The following is an 18,620-nucleotide window of genomic DNA, read 5'->3' on the forward strand; positions in this document are numbered from 1 at the left end:
GTCTACCGCGCCTGCACGACGTACGGCGCGATGCTGCCCAGCTTCTCGCAGGTCTCCTCGAATTCTCGCTCCGGCCGCGACTGCGCGACGATGCCGGCCCCGGCCCGCAACCAGGCGCCCTCGGTCGTCTGATAGATCGCCCGCAACACCAGCGTCGCCTCCAGCGCGCCGGTCGGCGAGATGGTGACCACCGCACCGGAATACAGCCCGCGCGCGTCGTGGTCGAGCCGGAACACCGAGTCGATGCCCTCGGCCTTGGGAATGCCGGACGCGGTGACCGAGGGAAACAGCACCTCGAGCGCGTCCCAGCCGGTCCGGTCCGCGGCCAGGGTGCCGCACACGGTGGAGGAAATATGCTGCACGCTGCCGCGCTCGCGCACCGCCATGAAGTCGGTGACCGCCACGGTGCCGCGCTCGGCCACCGAGGTCATCTCCGCGAACGAGGTCTGCACCGAAATCGCGTGCTCCACGATCTCCTTGGGGTCGGCGAGCAGGTCAGCGCGGGCCGCCGCGTCGATCTCCGCGCCCCGGCCGAAGGCCCGGGTGCCCGCCACCGGTTCGGTGGTCACCATGCGGTTGTCGTCCACGGAGGCAACGAGTTCCGGGCTGAACCCGGCCGCCTCGAGCCCGCCGAGCCGCAGCAGGAACGAGCGCGCGGGCGTGTTGTGCGCGCGGCCGAGCCGGTAGGTGGCGGGCACGTCCACCACGAACGGCAGATCGACCTTCCGCGACAGGATGACCTTCTGGTACTTGTTCGCCCGGATCTCGCTCACCGCCTCGGCGACCCGGCCCGCATAACCGGTCGGGTCGAGCCGGATGTCCGCCGGATGCGGTTGCGGCAGTTCGCTTTCCTGCGATTCGGTGATCAGGTCGTGGATGTCGCCGGTCTCGGCCGGGGTGGCGCCGGAGACCCGGATGCCGTACTCGCCGATCCGCACCTCGATGCGCGGAATCATCAACTGCACCAGCGTGGTCCGCGGGTCCAGGTGCGCGGTCGCGGCATAGGCCCACGCGCAGAACTCGAATCCGATCCAGCCGTAGGCATTCCGGCCATCGAGCGGCAACCCGGCCAGCGCCCGATCGACGACTCCCGCCGGACGGCCCGTCCACGGGGTCGCGGTGGTCTGCCCGTCCCAGCTGACCCGCAGCTCCTCGACATCCAGCTCGATCCCGCCGATCGGATCGGCGGCGAATACCCACTCACCCGGTCGCTCGTACATCACGTACTCACCGAACCGATCTGCCCCCGCCAGCCGGGACATCGCTGCCGCCGGATCGGTCACATACTCCACCCGCAAGCGTTCGTCCGTGGTCGACAACGATCCTCCAAAGTTCGCACTGGCTCTACTTTGGAGGTAAGGTTAGCATTACCTGACTAGCTTGGAACTGTGCCCGCAACCACAACGATCGACCCCAGAACGGTCAGTTCGAGGGGACCGCCAGGGCCGAACGCTCGACACTCAGCAAACTCTCCGCGCTGTGCTCCGCGTGGTACGCGGCCGCCCCGCCGCGCAGTCCGAACAGCCGCTTCGAATAGAGCAGCCAGACCACCGCGGCGATGTTGACCAGCAGCGCGCCGATCCGCAGCACGGTGACCTTCTCGGTCAACTCGTAGATCTCCAGCGGCAGAAACAGACTCGTCGCGACGACCGCGAAATACTCACCCCAGCGCTTCATCAGCCACAGCCCGAGCGCCTCGATCCCCTGCAACCCGGCGTAGACGAAGATGCCGACGGCCACCCACAGCAGCGTCGTATTCGACAGCGAGAAGGCCTGATCGATCAGGTGCACGATCTTCGATCGGTCGACATCCCAGCCGAATTGGTCGGCCAGCGGGCGCAGCAGCGGCAGATCCTGATCGAACGCGGCCCGCATCGTCTCCCGCGACGTCCGGAACTTCAACACCGCGAACGCCACACCGACCAGCACCAGCCCGCGCAGCAACCGCTCGATCGCCAGCGCGCGCATCAACCAGCGATCCCGCAGCAGCCGCCCGCGCGGCACCTCGGGCGCGTGGTCGGCCGGGCCGGATCCGACCGGATCGCCGGGCACGAAGGTCCCGCAGCGCAAGCAGCGCCAGGCGACCCCGGCCACGGTCTCGACCCGCAGCCGATCGGCCAGGTCGGTCTCGTCCGGTGCGTAGGTGTAATGACCGTGCCAGCCACACGCGCGCAGCGCCCAATCCATGAACGCAGCGTAAACCGCGGCCCCGCCACAGCACCGGATCGAACCCGCGGAAATACCACAACTGGCGACTCTGTCCAGCCCCCGCGCCTTATGATCCTGTCCAGCGCACTCCGCGCTGGACCTCTCCCGACTCAACACCTGATCACGCAAGAACATGGGTAACTCACCGGGTACGGGCCGAGCCGAACCCAACTCCTGACCGCCGGTCGCCGACGCAACCGCCATGGCACGCGAGTCTGGCTTGAATACTCGGAGAGGCGGGACAGGAGGGAATCGGTAATGATCGAGCACCGTGGCGGATCGCCCGCGGATAGTGAGCGAGCGTCGGCACCGGGGTCGGTGGTGGCGCTGGTCGACGCGGCCTCCGGCGTGGAGCGCGAACTCATCGGCGCCTGGCTGACCGAGGGCGGAATCGCCAAGGAGTTCGGCACCGACGCGCCGATCACCCAGTTGGATCTCGACGCGGGCGCGGTGGCGTCCCGGCTGGTCGGCCGCCGCGACGACCCGCTGGTGGTGCCGGTGCGGGTGCTCTGGCGGCCGCCGGAGCGCGATGGCGTACGCCGGATCACCTTCGCCGACATGGCGCTGCTGACCAACCCGCGCAAGCCGAATCGGCTGGCCCAGCGCAAGCTGGCCGGCCAGCCGAACCGGCACGTGGTGCTGGCCGGGCAGCCCGCGCTGCTCAGCGAATTGCGCACGAACAACCCCGAAGCCGCCGCCCTGGTCGCCAAGGGCACCGCCGAGCCGTTCGCCCGCGCCGTCGTGCGCGCCGCGGTGGTGGCGCTGGAGCGGGCCGAGCGCACCATCATCGGCGACCGATACAAGGTGCCCCGGCTGGTGGCCGAGGAGATCCTCGACTCCCCCGACTTCGTGCGCAGGCTCGAGCTCATCGCCGACCAGATCGGCGCCAGCCCGCACGAGGTGTACCGGCGCGCGGAGAAGGCGTTGAACGAACTCGTCGCCGCGCAAAGCAGATTGGTCTCCGACCTGTTCACCCAGGCGATGCGGCCGATCCACGCGTCCACCTGGAAGGTGGACTCCGACGATTCGGGGCTGGCCGGGCTGCGCGACCTCAACCGCCGCTACCCGCTGGTGTTCCTGCCGTCGCACCGCTCCTATGTCGACGCGTTCGTGCTCGGTGATGTGCTGGCCCGCAACGACTTCCCGCCGAACCACGTGATCGGCGGCGCGAATCTCAGCTTCTGGCCGATGGGGCCGATCGCCCGGCGCACCGGAACCGTGTTCATCCGGCGCAGTTTCGGCGACGACGAGGTGTACAAGGCGGTGGTCGAGGAGTACTTCGCCTATCTGCTGGCCAAGCGCTTCAACCTGGAGTGGTACTTCGAGGGCGGCCGTACCCGCACCGGCAAGCTGCGCCCGCCGCGCTACGGGCTGCTGAACTACCTTGCGGCGGCGGTACGGGCGGACCGGGTCGAGGACGTCATGCTGGTGCCGGTGTCGATCACCTACGAGCGGCTCAACGAACTCGGCGCCATCTCCACCGAACAGGTCGGCGGCAAGAAGAAGCCGGAGGGGCTGGCCTGGCTCGCGCGTTATGTACGCAGCCAACAGCATTCGGCCGGGCACGTGTATGTGCGCTTCGGCGAACCGCTTTCGGCCCGCGATCGGCTCGCCGCGCACGGCGATCCGCTCACCACGCCGCCGCTGACCATCCCGCTGCACCGCACCGAACCCGCGCCCGCCGGGCTCACCGAGACCGGGCAGGGCACACCGGACGCGCCCGATGTCACGGAGCTGGAGCGCAAAGCCGTGCAGCGGTTGGCCTTCGAGATCGCCGTCGGCATCAACGCGGTCACCCCGGTGACGGTCAACGCGCTGGTCACCCTCGCCCTGCTCGGCGTGCACGAGCGCGCGCTCACCCTCGGCGAGGTGCGCACGGTGCTCGCGCCGGTGCTCGGCTACATCGAGGAGCGGAACCTGCCGCACGGCGAGCTGGCCGCGTTGCGCGACGATCAGGGTCTGGCCGTTGTGCTGGAGCAACTCTCGCTGGCCAAGGTGGTGACGGTCTATCGCGGCGGGCTGGAGCCGGTCTATTCGATCGAGGCGGGCGCGCACCTGGAGGCCGCGTTCTATCGCAACAGCGCCGTGCACTGGTTCGTCAATCGCGCCATCCTCGAGCTGTCCATCCTGGCCGCGCTGGACAGCGACGGCGCCGATCAGCTGACCACCGGCTGGGACGAGGCGTTCCGGCTGCGCGATCTGCTGAAGTTCGAGTTCTTCTTCCCGGAGCGGGCCGAGTTCGCCGAGCAGATGACCGCCGAGATGCTGCTGCTCGATCCCGAGTGGCACAGCCACACCAGGGACAACACCCTCGGCTCCGAGGTGATGGCCAAGCTCACCGGTTCCGGATTCATGATGGCGCACCGGGTGCTTCGCTCGTTCTTCGACGCTCAGCTGGTGGTGGCCGAGCGGCTGGCCGACCGCGACCCCGAGGTCGAACTCGACCGCAAGCAGTTCATCGCCGACTGCGTCGCGGTCGGCAAGCAGATGATGCTGCAGCAGCGGCTGCACAGCCCGGAGTCGGTCTCCACCGAATTGTTCACCAGCGCACTGAAACTCGCGGACAACTACGGGCTGCTCGAAGCGGTGTCGCACGACTCGGCCAAGCGCCGGGCGGAATTGACCGAGCGGCGGGTGGAATTCGCCGATCAGCTGCGCACCATCGGCGCCCGCATCTCCAGGGCCGCGGCGCTCGATCCGTCCAACCGGGAGACCCGGTGAGCGCGGAGCTCGACGGCGCGCTCGCCGAGATCCGCTCCGGGCCAACGGGTCCGGAGGTCGCCGCGATCTTCGACTTCGGCGGCACCCTCGTCGACGGGTTTGCGCGGGCCGGGTTGTTCCGGCGCCTGTTCCGCGGGCGCGGTACCGAGGAGGTGCTGCTGCGGGGCATCCGCAACGGCACCACCGACGGCGAGTACGGCCGGTTCCTGAGCCAGCTCGCCGCGGCGCTCGCGGGCAGATCCGAGGCCGACCTGGATGCGCTGGGCGAGCGGCTGTTCCGGCGCACGGTGTACGGGCACCTGTATTTCGAAGCATGGCAACTGATTCGGACGCATCAGGCGGCCGGGCACACCATCGTGCTGGCCAGCTCGCTGACCCGCTTTCAGGTCCTGCCCGCGGCGGCCGAGCTCGGCATCGAGCACGTGCTCTACACCCCGATGGCCGCCGAGGACGGCATCCTCACCGGCTATCCGGACGGAAAGACCCGGTGGCGCAACGGCAAGGCCGAGGCGGTCCGGGAATTCGCCGCCGATCACGGCGTGGATCTCACCCGCAGCTACGCCTATGCCGACAGCACCGCCGACCTGCCGCTACTGGCCCTGGTCGGTCATCCGGCCGCGGTGAACCCCGATCAACAGCTGACCGCGGTCGCCGCCGACGGCGATTGGCCGATCCTGCGCTTCCACCCGCGCCGAGACCCGCGCCCGGCCGACTACGCCCGCACCACAGCGGGTTTCGCCGGCCTGCTCGGCGGCGCGTGCTACGGCGTCGCGGCCAAGTCGCCGACCAGGGACCATCGGCAGATGGCCGACGCACTGCTGGAGCACGCGGCGGGCAATACCTTGAGCCTCGCGGGCGTGCACCTGCGCGTCAGCGGCGCCCACATCGCGCGCGCACCGCGGCCCGCGGTGTTCCTGTTCAACCATCAGAGCCAGTTCGACATCATCATCGTTCCCGAGGTGCTGCGCGGCGGGGTCACCGGAATCGGCAAGAAGGAGCTCACCCGCAACCCGATCTTCGGGCCGCTGATGCGCTTCGTCGGGGTGACCTTCATCGATCGGTCGAGCACCGACAAGGCCAAGGCCGCGCTCGCACCGGTGGTCGACACCTTGCGCGGCGGCCTGTCGATCGCGGTCGCGCCCGAGGGAACCCGTTCCTACACACCGGAAGTCGGGCCGTTCAAGAAGGGCGCGTTCCACATCGCCATCCAGGCGGGCGTGCCGGTCATCCCCATCGTGATCCGCAACGCGGGCGAGATCTGCTGGCGCAACTCGATGGTCGCCCGGCCGGGCACCGTGGACGTGGCGATCCTCGACCCCATCGACGTCAGCGACTGGGACCCGAATCACCTGGACGACAAGGTCGCCGCGGTCCGGCAGCTGTACCTGGACACGCTGCTCAACTGGCCGAAGCCCGACTGATCCGCGCGAACCCCCGCGCGCCGCAGCGAATTCCGTCGCGGCGGTGTCTCGCCGAGTGATCCAGGCCACATCTACGACGAATTGACCTCAATAATTGTTCAGGTTTCATGATTGTTCTCGACAGCGAGCACCACCGCTTCGGATGAGGAGAACATCATGACCACCGCCCAAACCTTCACCCCCACACTGCGCATCCCCGCGGTCGGCCGGCCGACCGCCGTCATCGGCAGCGTCGTTGTCGCGGTCGCGGTCAACCTGATCGTCTGGCTGCTCGGCGAGGCCGCCGGCGGCTCGTTCGAAGTGGTCGACCAGGGGGTCACCACGTCGGTCGGCGCGGGCGGGGTGATCGTCTCCTCCGGCCTGCCGCTGCTCGTCGGCATGACCGCGGCCGCGCTGGTGTCGTACTTCTGGACCGGCGCGCTGCGGGTGGCCCAGATCGTCGGCGCCGTGCTCGCCATCGCGACCATCGGGTTGACCATCGCCGCACCGTTCGACGCCGTGACCACGGTCGCCCTGTCGGTCATGCACGTGGTGCTGGCACCGGTGCTCGTCGTCGGGCTGGAAGCGATGCGGCGCGGGCTGTCCGCCAACTGAACCCTCGACGACGAAGGGCCCCACATCCATCGCGGGATGTGGGGCCCGTACGCGTATCCGTCCTAGACCGAGCGGCCGAAGAGCAGCTTCCACGGCATCAGCGCGGACTCCAGTTGCACCTTCAGGCTCATCTTCGAGGCGCCCAGGGTGCGCTCCTCGAATCGGATCGGCACCTCCGCGATCTCGATGCCCTTCTTGACCGTCCGATAGTTCATCTCGACCTGGAACGAGTAGCCGTTGCTGCGGATCGAGGCCACGTCGATCGCGCGCAGCGTGTCCGCCTTCCACGCCTTGAACCCGGCGGTGGCGTCCTTCACGCCGAGCCGCAGGATCAGGTTCACGTAGAAGTTGGCCCAGGCGGACAGCGCCTTGCGGTGCCACTTCCACTCGTCGGCGGTCGAGCCGCCCGGCACATAGCGCGAGCCGAGCACGACGCCTGCGTCAGTGGTGGTCAGCTTCTCCAGCATGGCCGGAATCACCTCGGCCGGATGCGACAGGTCGGCGTCCATCTGGATCACCACGTCCGCGCCCTCGTCCAGCGCCCGGGTGATGCCCGCGATGTAGGCCCGGCCGAGGCCGTCCTTCTCCGTGCGGTGCAGCACGCCGACCACGTTCGGCAGCTCGGCGGCCAGCTTGTCGGCGACCTCGCCGGTGCCGTCCGGCGAGCTGTCGTCGACCACGAGCACGTGCAGGTCGGGTACCGGCAGCGCGGTCAGGCGCTCCACCGCAACCGGCAGGTTCTCCCGCTCGTTGTAGGTCGGCACAACAACGGTAACCCTCAAGGGTCGCCCTCCCTGCTGATCCTGGTCCAGCTCGCAGCCCACGTCAGGACCACCGAGCAATCGTTTGAGTTCGGAGAAACCGTACTTGATCCAGCTGAAGCGGGCCTGAGTGGATCTACCCGCTCGCCGATACCGGGCGTGCATCGGCGCACGTCACAAGATCAGTCCTGCCGTGCGGCGCTGCGCCCCGCGCCCACCGTCGCGGTCAGATCAGTTGTCGCACACCGGACTACCGGCCCTGGTCAGTCCTCATCCCGCGAATCGGCCTGCGCGTTGCGCGCCTTCACGATCTCCAATGCCCGCTCCGCGGTCGCCTGGTCCGGATACGGGCCCATCCGATCCTGGAACCAGCACTGCCGCCCTTTTTCGGCCCGCTTGTGCTTCAAGCAGTAATACCAGCGCTCAGCCATGCCTCCAGCATTCCACCGTCACCGCCCCTTCAACCCCATTTCCAAGATCATCGACGGCCCGGGGTCCGGCATCAGGGGGTTACCAGAGGTGGCGGAAGTGGACGAGCGCGTCGATCACCAGAACTGTGCCGAACACCACGAAAAGGACGCGCAATGCGGGCGGCGCGCATCGAGTGAGGATCCGCACCACCAGCCGGTAGGCCCGCCGCGCCCTGGTGGTTCGGCGCAGCGAGAGCAGCAGCACCAGCAACGGCGGCAGCAGCGCCAGCGCGCAGTAGGCCACCACGATCAGCGGCCACAGCGTCGGCAACGGTGCTTGTGCCGAGATCATCGCCAGCCCCGCCAGATACGGCACCGCCGTCGGCGCCTGCACCAGACCGATTGCCATACCGACGAATCCGAACAACCACGGCCGCCGCCGCACCGCCGCCGCCCAGGCGGGGGGCTCGGTCCGACCGCCCACCGGAACCCGGCTGACCGCGATCAACACCACCCCCAGCGCCAGCTCACCCCAGTACCGCACCCCCGGCGTGAGTTCGAACTCCACCAACCCGGTCAGGAAGTTCAACCCGAGCACCGTACAGATGCCGAACGCGGTGGTAACCGCGAAAACCCCAGCGAGGAAACTCACCCCGCCCGGCACCGGCGACCGCCGCCCGACCCGGCTGTCCGCCACCACCGCCGTGGTGACCCCCACCAGCAGCACATCCAGCGAATCCAAAAACGCGAATCCCGCGAGCGCTAGCAGAAGGGTCAGCATGACCCGGCCAGCCTACGGGAGCGACATCCCGCCCCCACTCGACCGACAACCACCCCACCGAGCGGGACATGACGCCGGCACTACTCGCCGTTCGCCACCACCATGTCCCACTCGCCGTGCATCAGTCGGTGGGCGGGCCCGCTTGGGGGCCGATGAGGGGTTCGAAGGTCGCGGCGTAGGTGTCGAAGTGGGATTTCCAGTCGCCGGGCTCGAGGCCGGCGAGGCGGTCGAGGCACACGTCCCAACCGGCGGCATTGCGCGCCGCGGCCTCCCCGGGCAGCTCATCGGTCAAGACCAGCAACGTCCCGCTGCCGTGCGGCGCCAGCTCGAACCGCAACCGTTCCTCGCCCCAGCTGAACGCCAGGAGCTTCGGCTCGTCGACCGCGAATACCTCTCCGGTAAGCGTCATTCCGCTCATCTCGGTGCCGAAATCGAAGGTGATCGCCGCCCCGACCTCCCACACGCCGCCGGCCACCTCCACGTCGCACGGAAACCACGCCCGCAACTGCTCCCGCTCGGTGATCGCCTGCCACACCACGGCGGGCGGATCCGCCAGCCGCCGTTCCAGCCGCACCGCCGGCCGTGCCCCATCCGTCCGAAGCTCCGCCTGACTCATTCCTGCCTCCGTCGCTCGAGATGTTCTTCCAGTAGATCGAGATGCCTGTTCCACAACCGGCGATAAGGCGCCAGCCAATCGTCGACCCCCACCAGCGGTTCCGTCCGGATCCGATACAGCCGTCGCTGCGCGTCCACCCGAACCTCCACCAACCCCGCCTCCCGCAACACCCGAAGATGCTTGGAAACCGCAGGCTGACTGAGCCCCACCCGCCCCACCAACTCCCCCACCGGCTGCTCCCCCTCCCGCAAAACCTCCAGGATCGCCAACCTGCTCGGCTCCCCCAACACCTGAAAAACGCTAGCCGTGGTCACCCCTTCATATTCCGCCACAGTCATATAACTGTCAAGGCATATATGGCACACAAGACAACACCGCCAGCCCAAAGCCAGCTCGCGCAGGCATGCACACACAGCCGACGAACAGCCAGGTTCATCGGCCCACTTCGCAAGAGCGGCACTGCGCGTCGGTAACCGCGCTTACACTCACAACTGCGACTCCATTGGTCGCTTTGGGCATATCTGAGTAGTGCTGAGCACGGCGTAAGCCGCCCCCGGCCTACCTCCGCAGCCGATCACGAATCGACCGGCGCCGTACGGGGTGACTGGCCGTGGTCATTACGGCGGCGCGGTTCCGGCCACGTCGCGCAGCTCAGCCTCAGCGACTACCCCGCCCCGTTGACACCAGCCGCAGAGCCCGCACGACTCATCCTCTCCGGCCGTGCGGGACAACAGCAACCGCTACTCGCAGCCGTCCGGCCTGCTCTGCTGCAACTGCACGAGCTTCCTGCTGGCGTCGTTGTACTTCATCCGAGAGCGGTTCCGCTCGGCTTGGGTGCTCTTGCTATTGGAAGCCGCGGCCCTCGCGTCTTTCTGTTCCTTCTTCACTTCCTGAACGTCGGCCTTCCACTCGGCGCAGGAATCCGCGTCGTCTCGCACGAGGACGAGTCCGGGGACAGAAGTACGCAGATCCTGCGCACACGCCGCGCCGGTGCCTGATACGAGCGTTGCCGCACAGACTCCAGCCACCACCAGCAGGTTCAATCCGTGGACGAACATCGGGTCGCTCCTTCCATCCCCGTCACCGAATCAGCCAGTCTGATCACCGCAAGGGCATATTCGAAGCCATCCGCCACCCGGATGGGGCAAGGCTCGACTTGCGGGAGGCAGAGGAGGGGGTCCGGGGGCGAAGCCCTCCGGGCGGGCGTGGGGTTGCACCCCACAAAATAAAAAAGACGAGGAAGCCATCGCGCGCTCTCCGCACGCAGGGCTTCCCCGCTTTCGAGTGGCCAGGGCCGGGATCGAACCGGCGACCTTCCGCTTTTCAGGCGGACGCTCGTACCAACTGAGCTACCTGGCCGCAGGCACCCGAGTTGAATGCCATACGCGAAACGCCGGATTGCTCCGGCGCCTCACTTGCGACCCTGACGGGACTCGAACCCGCGACCTCCGCCGTGACAGGGCGGCGCGCTAACCAACTGCGCCACAGGGCCTTGCATACTACCAACGGTCCGAAGACCGTACCCCCTACGGGATTCGAACCCGCGCTACCGCCTTGAAAGGGCGGCGTCCTAGGCCGCTAGACGAAGGGGGCTCGCCTCCGGATTTCTCCGGAACCGGCTTCAACGGCTTTCCGTTGGGAGCCCGGTTAGCTTATGACAGACCGGACTCGATTCCCAAATCGGCTGTTCAGAGTCCCAAACTGAGCTCTTCGAGGCGGGCGTGGGTGCGCCAGCCGTCGTTGCGGAACTTCTCCGCCCACTCGGAGGTGGCCATGGATTCGATGACCACCTCGAGCGCCTCCTCGAAGCGCGCGCGCAGATCGATGCCGGTGCCGTGCGCGTCGACCATGTAGCGCTGGCCGGCCAGCGCGGCGGTCAGCGTGCGGGTGAACCGGTCCGCGTCCGCGTCGGCGCGCAACTGCCCCTGATCGATGGACCGGACCGCGAGCGCGCGGATGGCGCGCCCGAGTATTCGCCCACCGCCGGTCTGCACGTCCCGATAGAAGTCGGGCTCGATGATCAACCGGTATTCGGCCTGCACGATGATGTCGTGCTCGAGCCGCAATGCCATCTCGTCGATCATGCCGTGCATGACGTCCAGTGGTCCGAGATCCGTTCGGCCGAGCCAACGCTCGGCCGACGCGCGATAGCGTTCGACCGCCGTCTCCAGTACGGCGCGCGCGAGATCTTCCTTGGAATCGAAATGGAAGTACATGGCGCCCTTGGTGGCACGCGACCCTTCCAATATGCGGTTGAGCGATGCAGCGGCATAGCCGCTCTTCCCGAACTCAACGGCGGCGGACCTGATAATCGCCGCACGTGTCCGGCGGGCCCGCTCTTGCTGCCGTGCCATGCTCGAAACGCCTCCGAAGCCTACTCGCCGCCAAACAGCCACCCCCAAAGGAACAGGCCCTTGGCGCGAAGTTATGAGTTTTATCAATACTTCAAACCGGGTTTTCGCCCAGTTTCAAACTTTCGGTACGAAAACTTGCGAAAAACCTGAAACACACCAGCTGGTATAGTTTTCCTGCCCGGGTGCGCCGCAGGGGGTGCGCACCCGGGTATTTCTTCGTCTCGGATCTGCCTCCTGCGGCGTTGTCTCCAGGGAAGTCACGATCGGCCGGACCGTTCGCGACACGTTCGGGCACATCAACGATAAGCCGAATTCCGAATCACCGGACGAGTAGACGATTCTTACGGAATTCATCAAGTCGTCACCGTACCCGGAATCCCCTTCCGACACGCGGCAAACCGACGAGTCAGGTAACTGACCGGTTCGGTTTACTGTTACAGCAAACATCAAGCAACCAAGCTTCCCTCTGTGCTCGTTCCCCCAATTCGACAGCGTCCCAGCAACGTTCACCCGAGGCGACCGGCCGACCGGAGCGCAGGCCATCGCGGGCAGCCCACCCGCTCACCCCACCCCCATGCGCGCCCGAGCTCAGACCCCTCACCCCCCGCAAATCCAAAGACATTGCTAGCCAACATGATTGGATGGTAGCCAATTATCGGCGCAATGAACAAAGTTGGGTACCAAATGTTTACCGGCAAGATCGCGGGCCACACATCTCGCGTTACCAGGCGCGACAACAAGTCTCGGCGTCAGATTGCCACCACCGGTCAACCCTCGCGATCCGGGCCGCGGCCGGCCCGCGACTCGCCTCGCTCCCCCATTTGGGCCAGCGCGCCGCGCCCACTACACTGGCCCACCGCGCCCCTATAGCTCAGTTGGTAGAGCTACGGACTTTTAATCCGCAGGTCGTAGGTTCGAGCCCTACTGGGGGCACACGTCGGGCGCCCGGTCTACCGGGCGCCCGCTCTCGTTTCAGCGGAGCTGTCGCCCGCTCGCGCGCCGGAGCCATTGGGCGTGCTTGCGAGCACGTATGCGCGAAGCCACACTGGCAACGCGCCCCTCGGCGCGCGGGCTCGAAAAACCACACTCCCTCCGGGCATTCCCCTACTGTGAGCGCGACACGGGCAATCCCGGTCATCCCTCGACAAGGCGGAGCTGATGACTTCCTTCGATGATTTGCTCTCCCAGGTACCGATCGGTCAGATCGCCGCGAAGCTCGGCGTCGACGAGAGCACCGCGACCAACGCGGTCAAAGCCGCGCTGCCCACCCTGCTCGGCGGCCTGCAGGCGAACGCGACCCAGCCCGAAGGCGCGGCCTCGCTGGTCGGCGCCCTGGACAACCACGGCGACCTGGTCGAGGGCGAAGGCCAGGTCGACATCGACAAGGTCGACGTGGCCGACGGCTCGAAGATCGTCGAGAACGTCTTCGGCCAGGAGAAGAACACGGTGATCAGCACCCTCGGCGCGACCGAGGGCACCGGCGGCAACGACCTGATCGCCAAGCTGATGCCGATCCTCGCCCCGATCGTGCTCGCCTACCTGGCCAAGCAGATGACCGGTGGCGGCGGCAACGCGGCGCCGCAGACCCAGCCGGCAGGCAACGGCGGCATCGGCGACATCCTCGGCGGCCTGCTCGGCGGCAGCAGCAAGAGCGGCGGCATCGGCGGCGCCATCGGCGAGGCGCTGGCCAAGAATGCCGGCGGCGCACTCGGCAACGTGCTCGGCGGGCTGTTCGGCGGAAAACGCTGAGCTGGGCCCGCTATGCAATTCGCGCCGGCGTGTGCAGTACAGCACGCCGGTGCTAACACCCCGCGGCCCGCAGCGATAGTCCCCTAGCTGCGGGCCGAAGCCATACACTCGACAGTGGTCGCCGAACGCCAACGACGGCGTATGACGTGCATCACGGGGCATCAACAGGCATTCGGATGCGTTTCGCATCACACCTACGGTGCCGTAAGGTATGGCCGCACGGCATCGGTCTACCTTGGGGGGATGACCTGCTCGACCGGACGCACAGACTGAAGGGTTCATACATGGCAAGGGATCTGACTCAACTCGAGCTTCTTACGGAGTTGGAGCCGGTTGCCGCAGAAAACGTCAACCGGCACCTCTCCTTGGCAAAGGAATGGCATCCGCACGACTATGTCCCGTGGGATGAGGGCCGCAATTTCGCCGCACTCGGGGGCATCGACTGGGATCCTGAGCAGTCCCGGTTGAGCGAGGTCGCGAAGGCCGCCATGGTCACCAATCTGCTGACCGAGGACAACCTCCCCTCGTACCACCGCGAGATCGCCGAGAACTTCTCCCAGGACGGCGCCTGGGGCACCTGGGTCGGCCGCTGGACCGCCGAGGAAAACCGGCACGGCATCGTGATGCGGGACTACCTGGTGGTCACCCGCGGCGTCGATCCGGTCGCCCTCGAAGAGGCGCGGATGATCCACATGACCAACGGTTTCGCGTCGCCGACCGAGGCCGACGCCGGCTTCCTGCACTCCGTCGCGTACGTGACCTTCCAGGAGCTGGCCACCCGCGTCAGCCACCGCAACACCGGCAAGGTCTGCGACGACCCGATCGCCGACCGCATGCTCCAGCGCGTCGCCGCGGACGAGAACCTGCACATGATCTTCTACCGCAACATGTGCGCCGCCGCGCTCGACCTGTCTCCGGACCAGGCGATCGAGGCCATCACGCTGATCCTGGAGAACTTCCAGATGCCCGGCGCGGGCATGCCCAACTTCCGCCGCAACGGTGTCCTGATGGCCAAGCACGGCATCTACGACCTGCGCCAGCACATGGAAGAGGTGGTGCAGCCGGTGCTGAAGAAGTGGAACATCTTCGAGCGCAACGACTTCACCGGTCGCGGCGAGGCCTGCCGCGAGCGGCTGGCCGCCTACCTCGACAAGCTCGGCAAGGACGTGCTGAAGTTCGAGGAGCAGCGCGACCGCATGCTCGCCCGCGAGGCCGCCAAGGCCGACCGCCAGATGGCGAGCAGCACCGCGAGCTGACCTGCTCCCCCGATAGACCACGAGCCGCCGTCCGGAACCCCGGGCGGCGGCTCGCGTATGTCCGGCTAACGCCGCGTCCAGCAATTACCTACTTTTGAGGTTTATTGCGTCAAAGATCTAACTTCGACGCAATAAACCTTCAAACGGTGTGCTCGCCGCAATAGGATTGGGCGCGGTACTGCCGTTCACATTAATGAACGCATTCGCCGTGCCGGTGTCGCCATGCACGCCAACTGGGGAGCGGTATTCGTCGTCGCCCAGTTCGTCCGACCATTCATGTCCTGCTTGTTCGGTGTCGCCGGGCCGACAGCGTATTCGGCCGATATCTGTTCGGTCATCCGGTGTGTGCGTTTCGATCGGGCGATATCGCCGCGGGCGAGCGCTGCGGTCATCGGATTCGGGCGGCCCGGTCCTTACCCGCCGGACCTGCGAATTCCTACCGTGGGGAGACGACGACGGCGTCGGCTGCGCGAAGGGATGGGCGAACATGGCAAAGCACCGCTCACGGTGGATGGATGCGGAAATGGACGTGCTGGCGGAGCTGTCGCGCGACTTCTTCGGCAAGGAGTGCGCACCGCACGAACAACGGTGGGCCGAGCAGCAGCACATCGACCGCGAGGTCTGGTTGCGGGCAGGCGAGCTCGGCCTGCTGTGCCCGAGCGTGCCGGAGGAGTTCGGCGGCGGGGGCGGGGACTTCCGGCACGACGCGGTGATCGCCATCGAGCAGGTGCGCGCGCTGGCGCCCAGCTTCGGCGGGCCGGTGCACAGCACGATCATCGCGCACTACATCGCCGGATACGGCACGGACGAGCAGAAGAAGACCTGGCTGCCCCGGCTGGCCTCCGGCGAGATCGTCGCGGCGATCGCGATGACCGAGCCGGGCACCGGATCGGACCTGCAGGCGATCCGCACCACCGCGACCGTGCAGGGCGACGAGTACGTGGTCAACGGCGCGAAGACGTTCATCTCCAACGGCTTCCTGGCCGACCTGGTGCTGGTGGTCGCCAAGACCAACGAGCAGGGCGGCGCCGGCGGGCTCTCGCTGATCGCGGTCGAGACCACCCGCGACGGCTTCCGGCGCGGGCGCAATCTGCACAAGATCGGCCAGCACGGGCAGGACACCTGCGAGCTGTTCTTCGACGAGGTACGGGTGCCGCGGACGAACCTGATCGGCGACACGGAGAACCTCGGCTTCATCCAGCTGATGCAGCAGCTCGCGCAAGAACGACTGATCATCGCCGTCACCGCGATGGCCACGATGGAGAAGACGGTCGAGCTGACCCTGGAGTACACCAAGGAGCGCACCGCCTTCGGCAAGCCGCTGTTCGGGTTCCAGAACACCAAATTCACGCTGGCCGAATGCGATACGGCGGTCACCGTCGGCTGGAGCTTCCTCGACGACTGCGTGGAGAAGCACGTCCGGGGCGAGCTGGACATCCCCACCGCGGCCAAGGCGAAGCTGTGGCTGTCCGAGCAGCAGAACATCCTGGCCGACCGCTGCCTGCAGCTGTTCGGCGGCTACGGCTACATGGCCGAGTATCCGATCGCGCGGATCTTCACCGACTCGCGGATCCAGAAGATCTACGGCGGCACCAACGAGATCATGAAGGAGATCATCGCGCGCGGGCTCTGAGCGCGCCGGACCGGCTGGGCCGCTTCGTGATTGCCGAATCCGCCGACGCGCCCGCGGGGAACGCCGACACTGGGAGTATCGCCCCGCACCGGTCGGCGGTTCGCGCCGATCGGCGATGGCCGATCGAATCAGGAAGGCCGAGAACATGACCAGTGCACCCAACGACGCGTCCCCGCTGACCGGGAAGGTCGTCGCGATCACCGGCGGCGCGCGCGGAATCGGCCGGGCCACCGCCGAGGCGTTCCTCGGGGCGGGCGCCGCGGTCGCGATCGGCGACATCGATGTGGAACTGGTCGACAAGACCGCCGTCGAACTCGGGGCGGACCCGGACGCCAAGATCATCGGACTGCCCCTGAACGTGACCGACCGCGAATCGTTCGCCGCGTTCCTCGACGCGCTGGAAAAGGAACTCGGTCCGCTGGACGTGCTGGTGAACAACGCGGGCATCATGCCGACCGGGTTGTTCGCGGACGAGGACGAGGCGATGACCGACCGGATCGTCGACATCAACCTGCGCGGGGTGATCACCGGGTCGCGGCTGGCGACCGAGCGCTTCCTGGCGCGCGGCAGCGGGCATCTGATCAACATCGCGTCGCTGGCCGGCACGCAGGGGTTTCCGGGGCTGGCCACCTACTGCGCGACCAAGCACGCGGTGGTCGGCTTCACCGCGGCGCTGCATCTGGAACTGAAGGAACACGGCGTGCGGGTCTCGGCGGTGCTGCCGGGCATCGTGCGCACCGAGCTGTCCGCCGGGGCGAACATGCCGAGCTGGATCGAGCCGATGACGACCGTCGATCCCGAGGACGTCGCGCGGGCGATCGTGCGGACGGTGGCCAAGAACAAGCCACTGGTGACGGTGCCGCGCAGGCTGGCCGCGATCATCAAGACCGCGCAGTTACTGCCGTATCGGGTCCAGCTCGTGGTCGCGCGATTCACCGGGGCGACAACGGCTTACGCGCAGCCCGACCCGGAAATCCGGGAGCGGTATCACCGCCGGTTGCGCGGCGCGGACCCGCGATAGGAGCCGGGCGGGCTGCCGGTCCAGCGGCGGAACGCGCGCCGGAACGCGCTCGGCTCGGAGAAGCCGAGCCGAGCAGAGAGCGCCTCGACCGTCTCGTCGCCGCGCACCAGGCTGGCCACCGCCGCGTCGCGCAGGATGTCCTCGCGGATCTGGGTGATCGAGGTGCCCTCCTCGCCGAGCTTGCGGCGCACCGTCTGCGGGCTCATGGCCAGCCGCTTGGCCACCTCGTCGGCGGTGGGCCACCGTTTCTCGCCGGCTGTCTCCTGGACGCCGCGCAGGCCCCGGGTGAGGATCTTGCGCACCTGTTCGGCGAGCGAGGTGCCGTAGTCGCGCCGGGACAGCACGTCGAGCGGGGCGTTGCGGGTCCAGTCGATCAGGTCTTGCTCGGTCCGGGTGAGCGGCGCGTTCAGTAGCTCGCTGTCGAAAGTTATCGCGGCCGTGGCGGCGTCGAAGACCAGCGGGGCGCCGAAGACGAGGTCGTAATCGGCGACATTGCGCGGCCGCGGGTACGGGAACTCGGCCTGGCGCAAGGTAACTCGGCGGCCGATGCCCCAGGAGACGATCCGGTGGACCGCCGCGAGCAGGAACACGGTGAGCAGTTCCTCGCCCGCGGCCAGCACGCTGGTGTCGAGCGTGCACCGGGTGCGGTCGCCGTCGGTGGTCACCGTCATCGGCGGCAGGCCGGGCAGCAGGCGCTGGTATTCGCCGAACCGCCGGATCGCCGCGCCCAGATCGCGGCAGGCGACCAGGCCGAAGCCGACCAGCCGGACCGATCCGCGCGGCACCGGCGCCGGGCCGAGGCCGAACAGCTCGTCGTCGGTGATCCGCCACAGCCGGCGCATGGTCGCGGCCACCTGATCGACCGTCACCCGCGCCCGGTCCTGGGCGAGCAGTTCGGGCGCGACGCCCACGCCGGCGAGCAACTGGGTGATGTCGACGCCCTGCCGCTGGGCGGTGGCGACGGCGGAGCGCACGAAGTCGATCGGCACTGTCCTGACCGCCACCAATACCTCCTGCGTCCCTGGTCGAGGCGAACCTACCAGGCCGGATGCGGTGAGCGCGGCGGTCACCGAACGTGCGCAGCGCGGTCATCCC

At 67.7% G+C, this 18,620-nt stretch carries 17 protein-coding genes and 4 tRNA genes; 8 read left to right on the forward strand and 13 right to left on the reverse strand.

Annotated features, from left to right (window positions below; translation table 11 throughout):
* Positions 1 to 2 precede the first annotated feature (2 nt).
* Positions 3 to 1,319, reverse strand: coding sequence for a salicylate synthase (locus tag ACFQ9K_RS31385; RefSeq protein ID WP_378723043.1), 1,317 nt, complete (start codon positions 1,317 to 1,319; stop codon positions 3 to 5).
* A 103-nt stretch (positions 1,320 to 1,422) separates the two neighbouring features.
* Positions 1,423 to 2,187: a DUF2127 domain-containing protein gene (locus ACFQ9K_RS31390; RefSeq protein ID WP_378723042.1), complete on the reverse strand. Its 765-nt coding sequence runs from the start codon at positions 2,185 to 2,187 to the stop codon at positions 1,423 to 1,425.
* 279 nt (positions 2,188 to 2,466) lie between these two features.
* Here ACFQ9K_RS31390 and ACFQ9K_RS31395 point away from each other — a divergent pair, with 279 nt between their 5' ends.
* The 3 genes from ACFQ9K_RS31395 (at position 2,467) to ACFQ9K_RS31405 (ending at position 6,944) form a co-directional block, all read left to right on the forward strand.
* A complete protein-coding gene (locus tag ACFQ9K_RS31395; protein ID WP_378723041.1) occupies positions 2,467 to 4,929 on the forward strand; it encodes a glycerol-3-phosphate 1-O-acyltransferase in 2,463 nt (820 codons plus the stop codon).
* Positions 4,926 to 6,350 (forward strand): HAD-IB family hydrolase, encoded by a 1,425-nt coding sequence (locus ACFQ9K_RS31400; protein ID WP_378723040.1) that lies wholly within the window; start codon positions 4,926 to 4,928, stop codon positions 6,348 to 6,350. Before ACFQ9K_RS31395 ends, ACFQ9K_RS31400 begins: the two co-directional genes overlap by 4 nt.
* Before the next feature lie 156 nt (positions 6,351 to 6,506).
* Positions 6,507 to 6,944 (forward strand): DUF6069 family protein, encoded by a 438-nt coding sequence (locus tag ACFQ9K_RS31405; protein WP_378723039.1) that lies wholly within the window; start codon positions 6,507 to 6,509, stop codon positions 6,942 to 6,944.
* A 62-nt stretch (positions 6,945 to 7,006) separates the two neighbouring features.
* Here ACFQ9K_RS31405 and ACFQ9K_RS31410 read toward each other — a convergent pair whose 3' ends face one another.
* The 10 genes from ACFQ9K_RS31410 to ACFQ9K_RS31455 all read right to left on the reverse strand — a co-directional run bounded on the left by ACFQ9K_RS31410 (position 7,007) and on the right by ACFQ9K_RS31455 (position 11,866).
* Positions 7,007 to 7,708 (reverse strand): polyprenol monophosphomannose synthase, encoded by a 702-nt coding sequence (locus tag ACFQ9K_RS31410; protein ID WP_378723044.1) that lies wholly within the window; start codon positions 7,706 to 7,708, stop codon positions 7,007 to 7,009.
* Positions 7,709 to 7,968: 260 nt separating this feature from the next.
* On the reverse strand, positions 7,969 to 8,136 hold the full coding sequence (locus ACFQ9K_RS31415; protein ID WP_378723038.1) for a hypothetical protein: 168 nt from the start codon (positions 8,134 to 8,136) through the stop codon (positions 7,969 to 7,971).
* Positions 8,137 to 8,215: 79 nt separating this feature from the next.
* Positions 8,216 to 8,896, reverse strand: a complete 681-nt coding sequence (locus ACFQ9K_RS31420) for a GAP family protein (protein ID WP_378723037.1) — start codon at positions 8,894 to 8,896, stop codon at positions 8,216 to 8,218.
* Between the two features lie 121 nt (positions 8,897 to 9,017).
* Complete coding sequence (locus ACFQ9K_RS31425; RefSeq protein WP_378723036.1) at positions 9,018 to 9,512, reverse strand: SRPBCC domain-containing protein; 495 nt, start codon at positions 9,510 to 9,512, stop codon at positions 9,018 to 9,020.
* Positions 9,509 to 9,850: an ArsR/SmtB family transcription factor gene (locus ACFQ9K_RS31430; RefSeq protein WP_378723034.1), complete on the reverse strand. Its 342-nt coding sequence runs from the start codon at positions 9,848 to 9,850 to the stop codon at positions 9,509 to 9,511. Before ACFQ9K_RS31430 ends, ACFQ9K_RS31425 begins: the two co-directional genes overlap by 4 nt.
* A gap of 402 nt (positions 9,851 to 10,252) precedes the next feature.
* The gene (locus ACFQ9K_RS31435; RefSeq protein ID WP_378723033.1) at positions 10,253 to 10,570 is read right to left on the reverse strand and encodes a hypothetical protein; all 318 of its coding nucleotides are present in this window, start codon (positions 10,568 to 10,570) and stop codon (positions 10,253 to 10,255) included.
* 227 nt (positions 10,571 to 10,797) lie between these two features.
* Positions 10,798 to 10,871: transfer RNA gene (locus tag ACFQ9K_RS31440), tRNA-Phe, on the reverse strand.
* A 59-nt stretch (positions 10,872 to 10,930) separates the two neighbouring features.
* Positions 10,931 to 11,004, reverse strand: a tRNA-Asp gene (locus ACFQ9K_RS31445).
* Between the two features lie 28 nt (positions 11,005 to 11,032).
* Positions 11,033 to 11,105 (reverse strand) — tRNA-Glu (locus ACFQ9K_RS31450).
* Positions 11,106 to 11,200: 95 nt separating this feature from the next.
* Positions 11,201 to 11,866, reverse strand: coding sequence for a TetR family transcriptional regulator (locus ACFQ9K_RS31455; protein ID WP_378723032.1), 666 nt, complete (start codon positions 11,864 to 11,866; stop codon positions 11,201 to 11,203).
* A gap of 860 nt (positions 11,867 to 12,726) precedes the next feature.
* On the opposite strand from ACFQ9K_RS31455, the gene ACFQ9K_RS31460 reads away from it, so the two are divergent.
* The 5 genes from ACFQ9K_RS31460 (at position 12,727) to ACFQ9K_RS31480 (ending at position 17,525) form a co-directional block, all read left to right on the forward strand.
* A tRNA-Lys gene (locus tag ACFQ9K_RS31460) sits at positions 12,727 to 12,799 on the forward strand.
* Positions 12,800 to 13,024: 225 nt separating this feature from the next.
* On the forward strand, positions 13,025 to 13,615 hold the full coding sequence (locus ACFQ9K_RS31465; RefSeq protein ID WP_378723031.1) for a DUF937 domain-containing protein: 591 nt from the start codon (positions 13,025 to 13,027) through the stop codon (positions 13,613 to 13,615).
* Between the two features lie 284 nt (positions 13,616 to 13,899).
* Positions 13,900 to 14,871 carry an acyl-ACP desaturase gene (locus tag ACFQ9K_RS31470; RefSeq protein ID WP_378723030.1) on the forward strand — a complete coding sequence of 324 codons (972 nt, stop codon included), beginning with the start codon at positions 13,900 to 13,902 and terminating at the stop codon, positions 14,869 to 14,871.
* A gap of 523 nt (positions 14,872 to 15,394) precedes the next feature.
* The gene (locus ACFQ9K_RS31475; protein WP_378723029.1) at positions 15,395 to 16,504 is read left to right on the forward strand and encodes an acyl-CoA dehydrogenase family protein; all 1,110 of its coding nucleotides are present in this window, start codon (positions 15,395 to 15,397) and stop codon (positions 16,502 to 16,504) included.
* 145 nt (positions 16,505 to 16,649) lie between these two features.
* The gene (locus ACFQ9K_RS31480; protein WP_378723028.1) at positions 16,650 to 17,525 is read left to right on the forward strand and encodes an SDR family oxidoreductase; all 876 of its coding nucleotides are present in this window, start codon (positions 16,650 to 16,652) and stop codon (positions 17,523 to 17,525) included.
* Here the strand turns inward: ACFQ9K_RS31480 and ACFQ9K_RS31485 are convergent.
* On the reverse strand, positions 17,492 to 18,529 hold the full coding sequence (locus tag ACFQ9K_RS31485; protein ID WP_378723027.1) for an AraC family transcriptional regulator: 1,038 nt from the start codon (positions 18,527 to 18,529) through the stop codon (positions 17,492 to 17,494). The genes ACFQ9K_RS31480 and ACFQ9K_RS31485 overlap by 34 nt on opposite strands.
* Positions 18,530 to 18,620 lie beyond the last annotated feature (91 nt).

The organism is Nocardia sp. NPDC056564 (assembly GCF_042793755.1).
Classification (GTDB): domain Bacteria; phylum Actinomycetota; class Actinomycetes; order Mycobacteriales; family Mycobacteriaceae; genus Nocardia.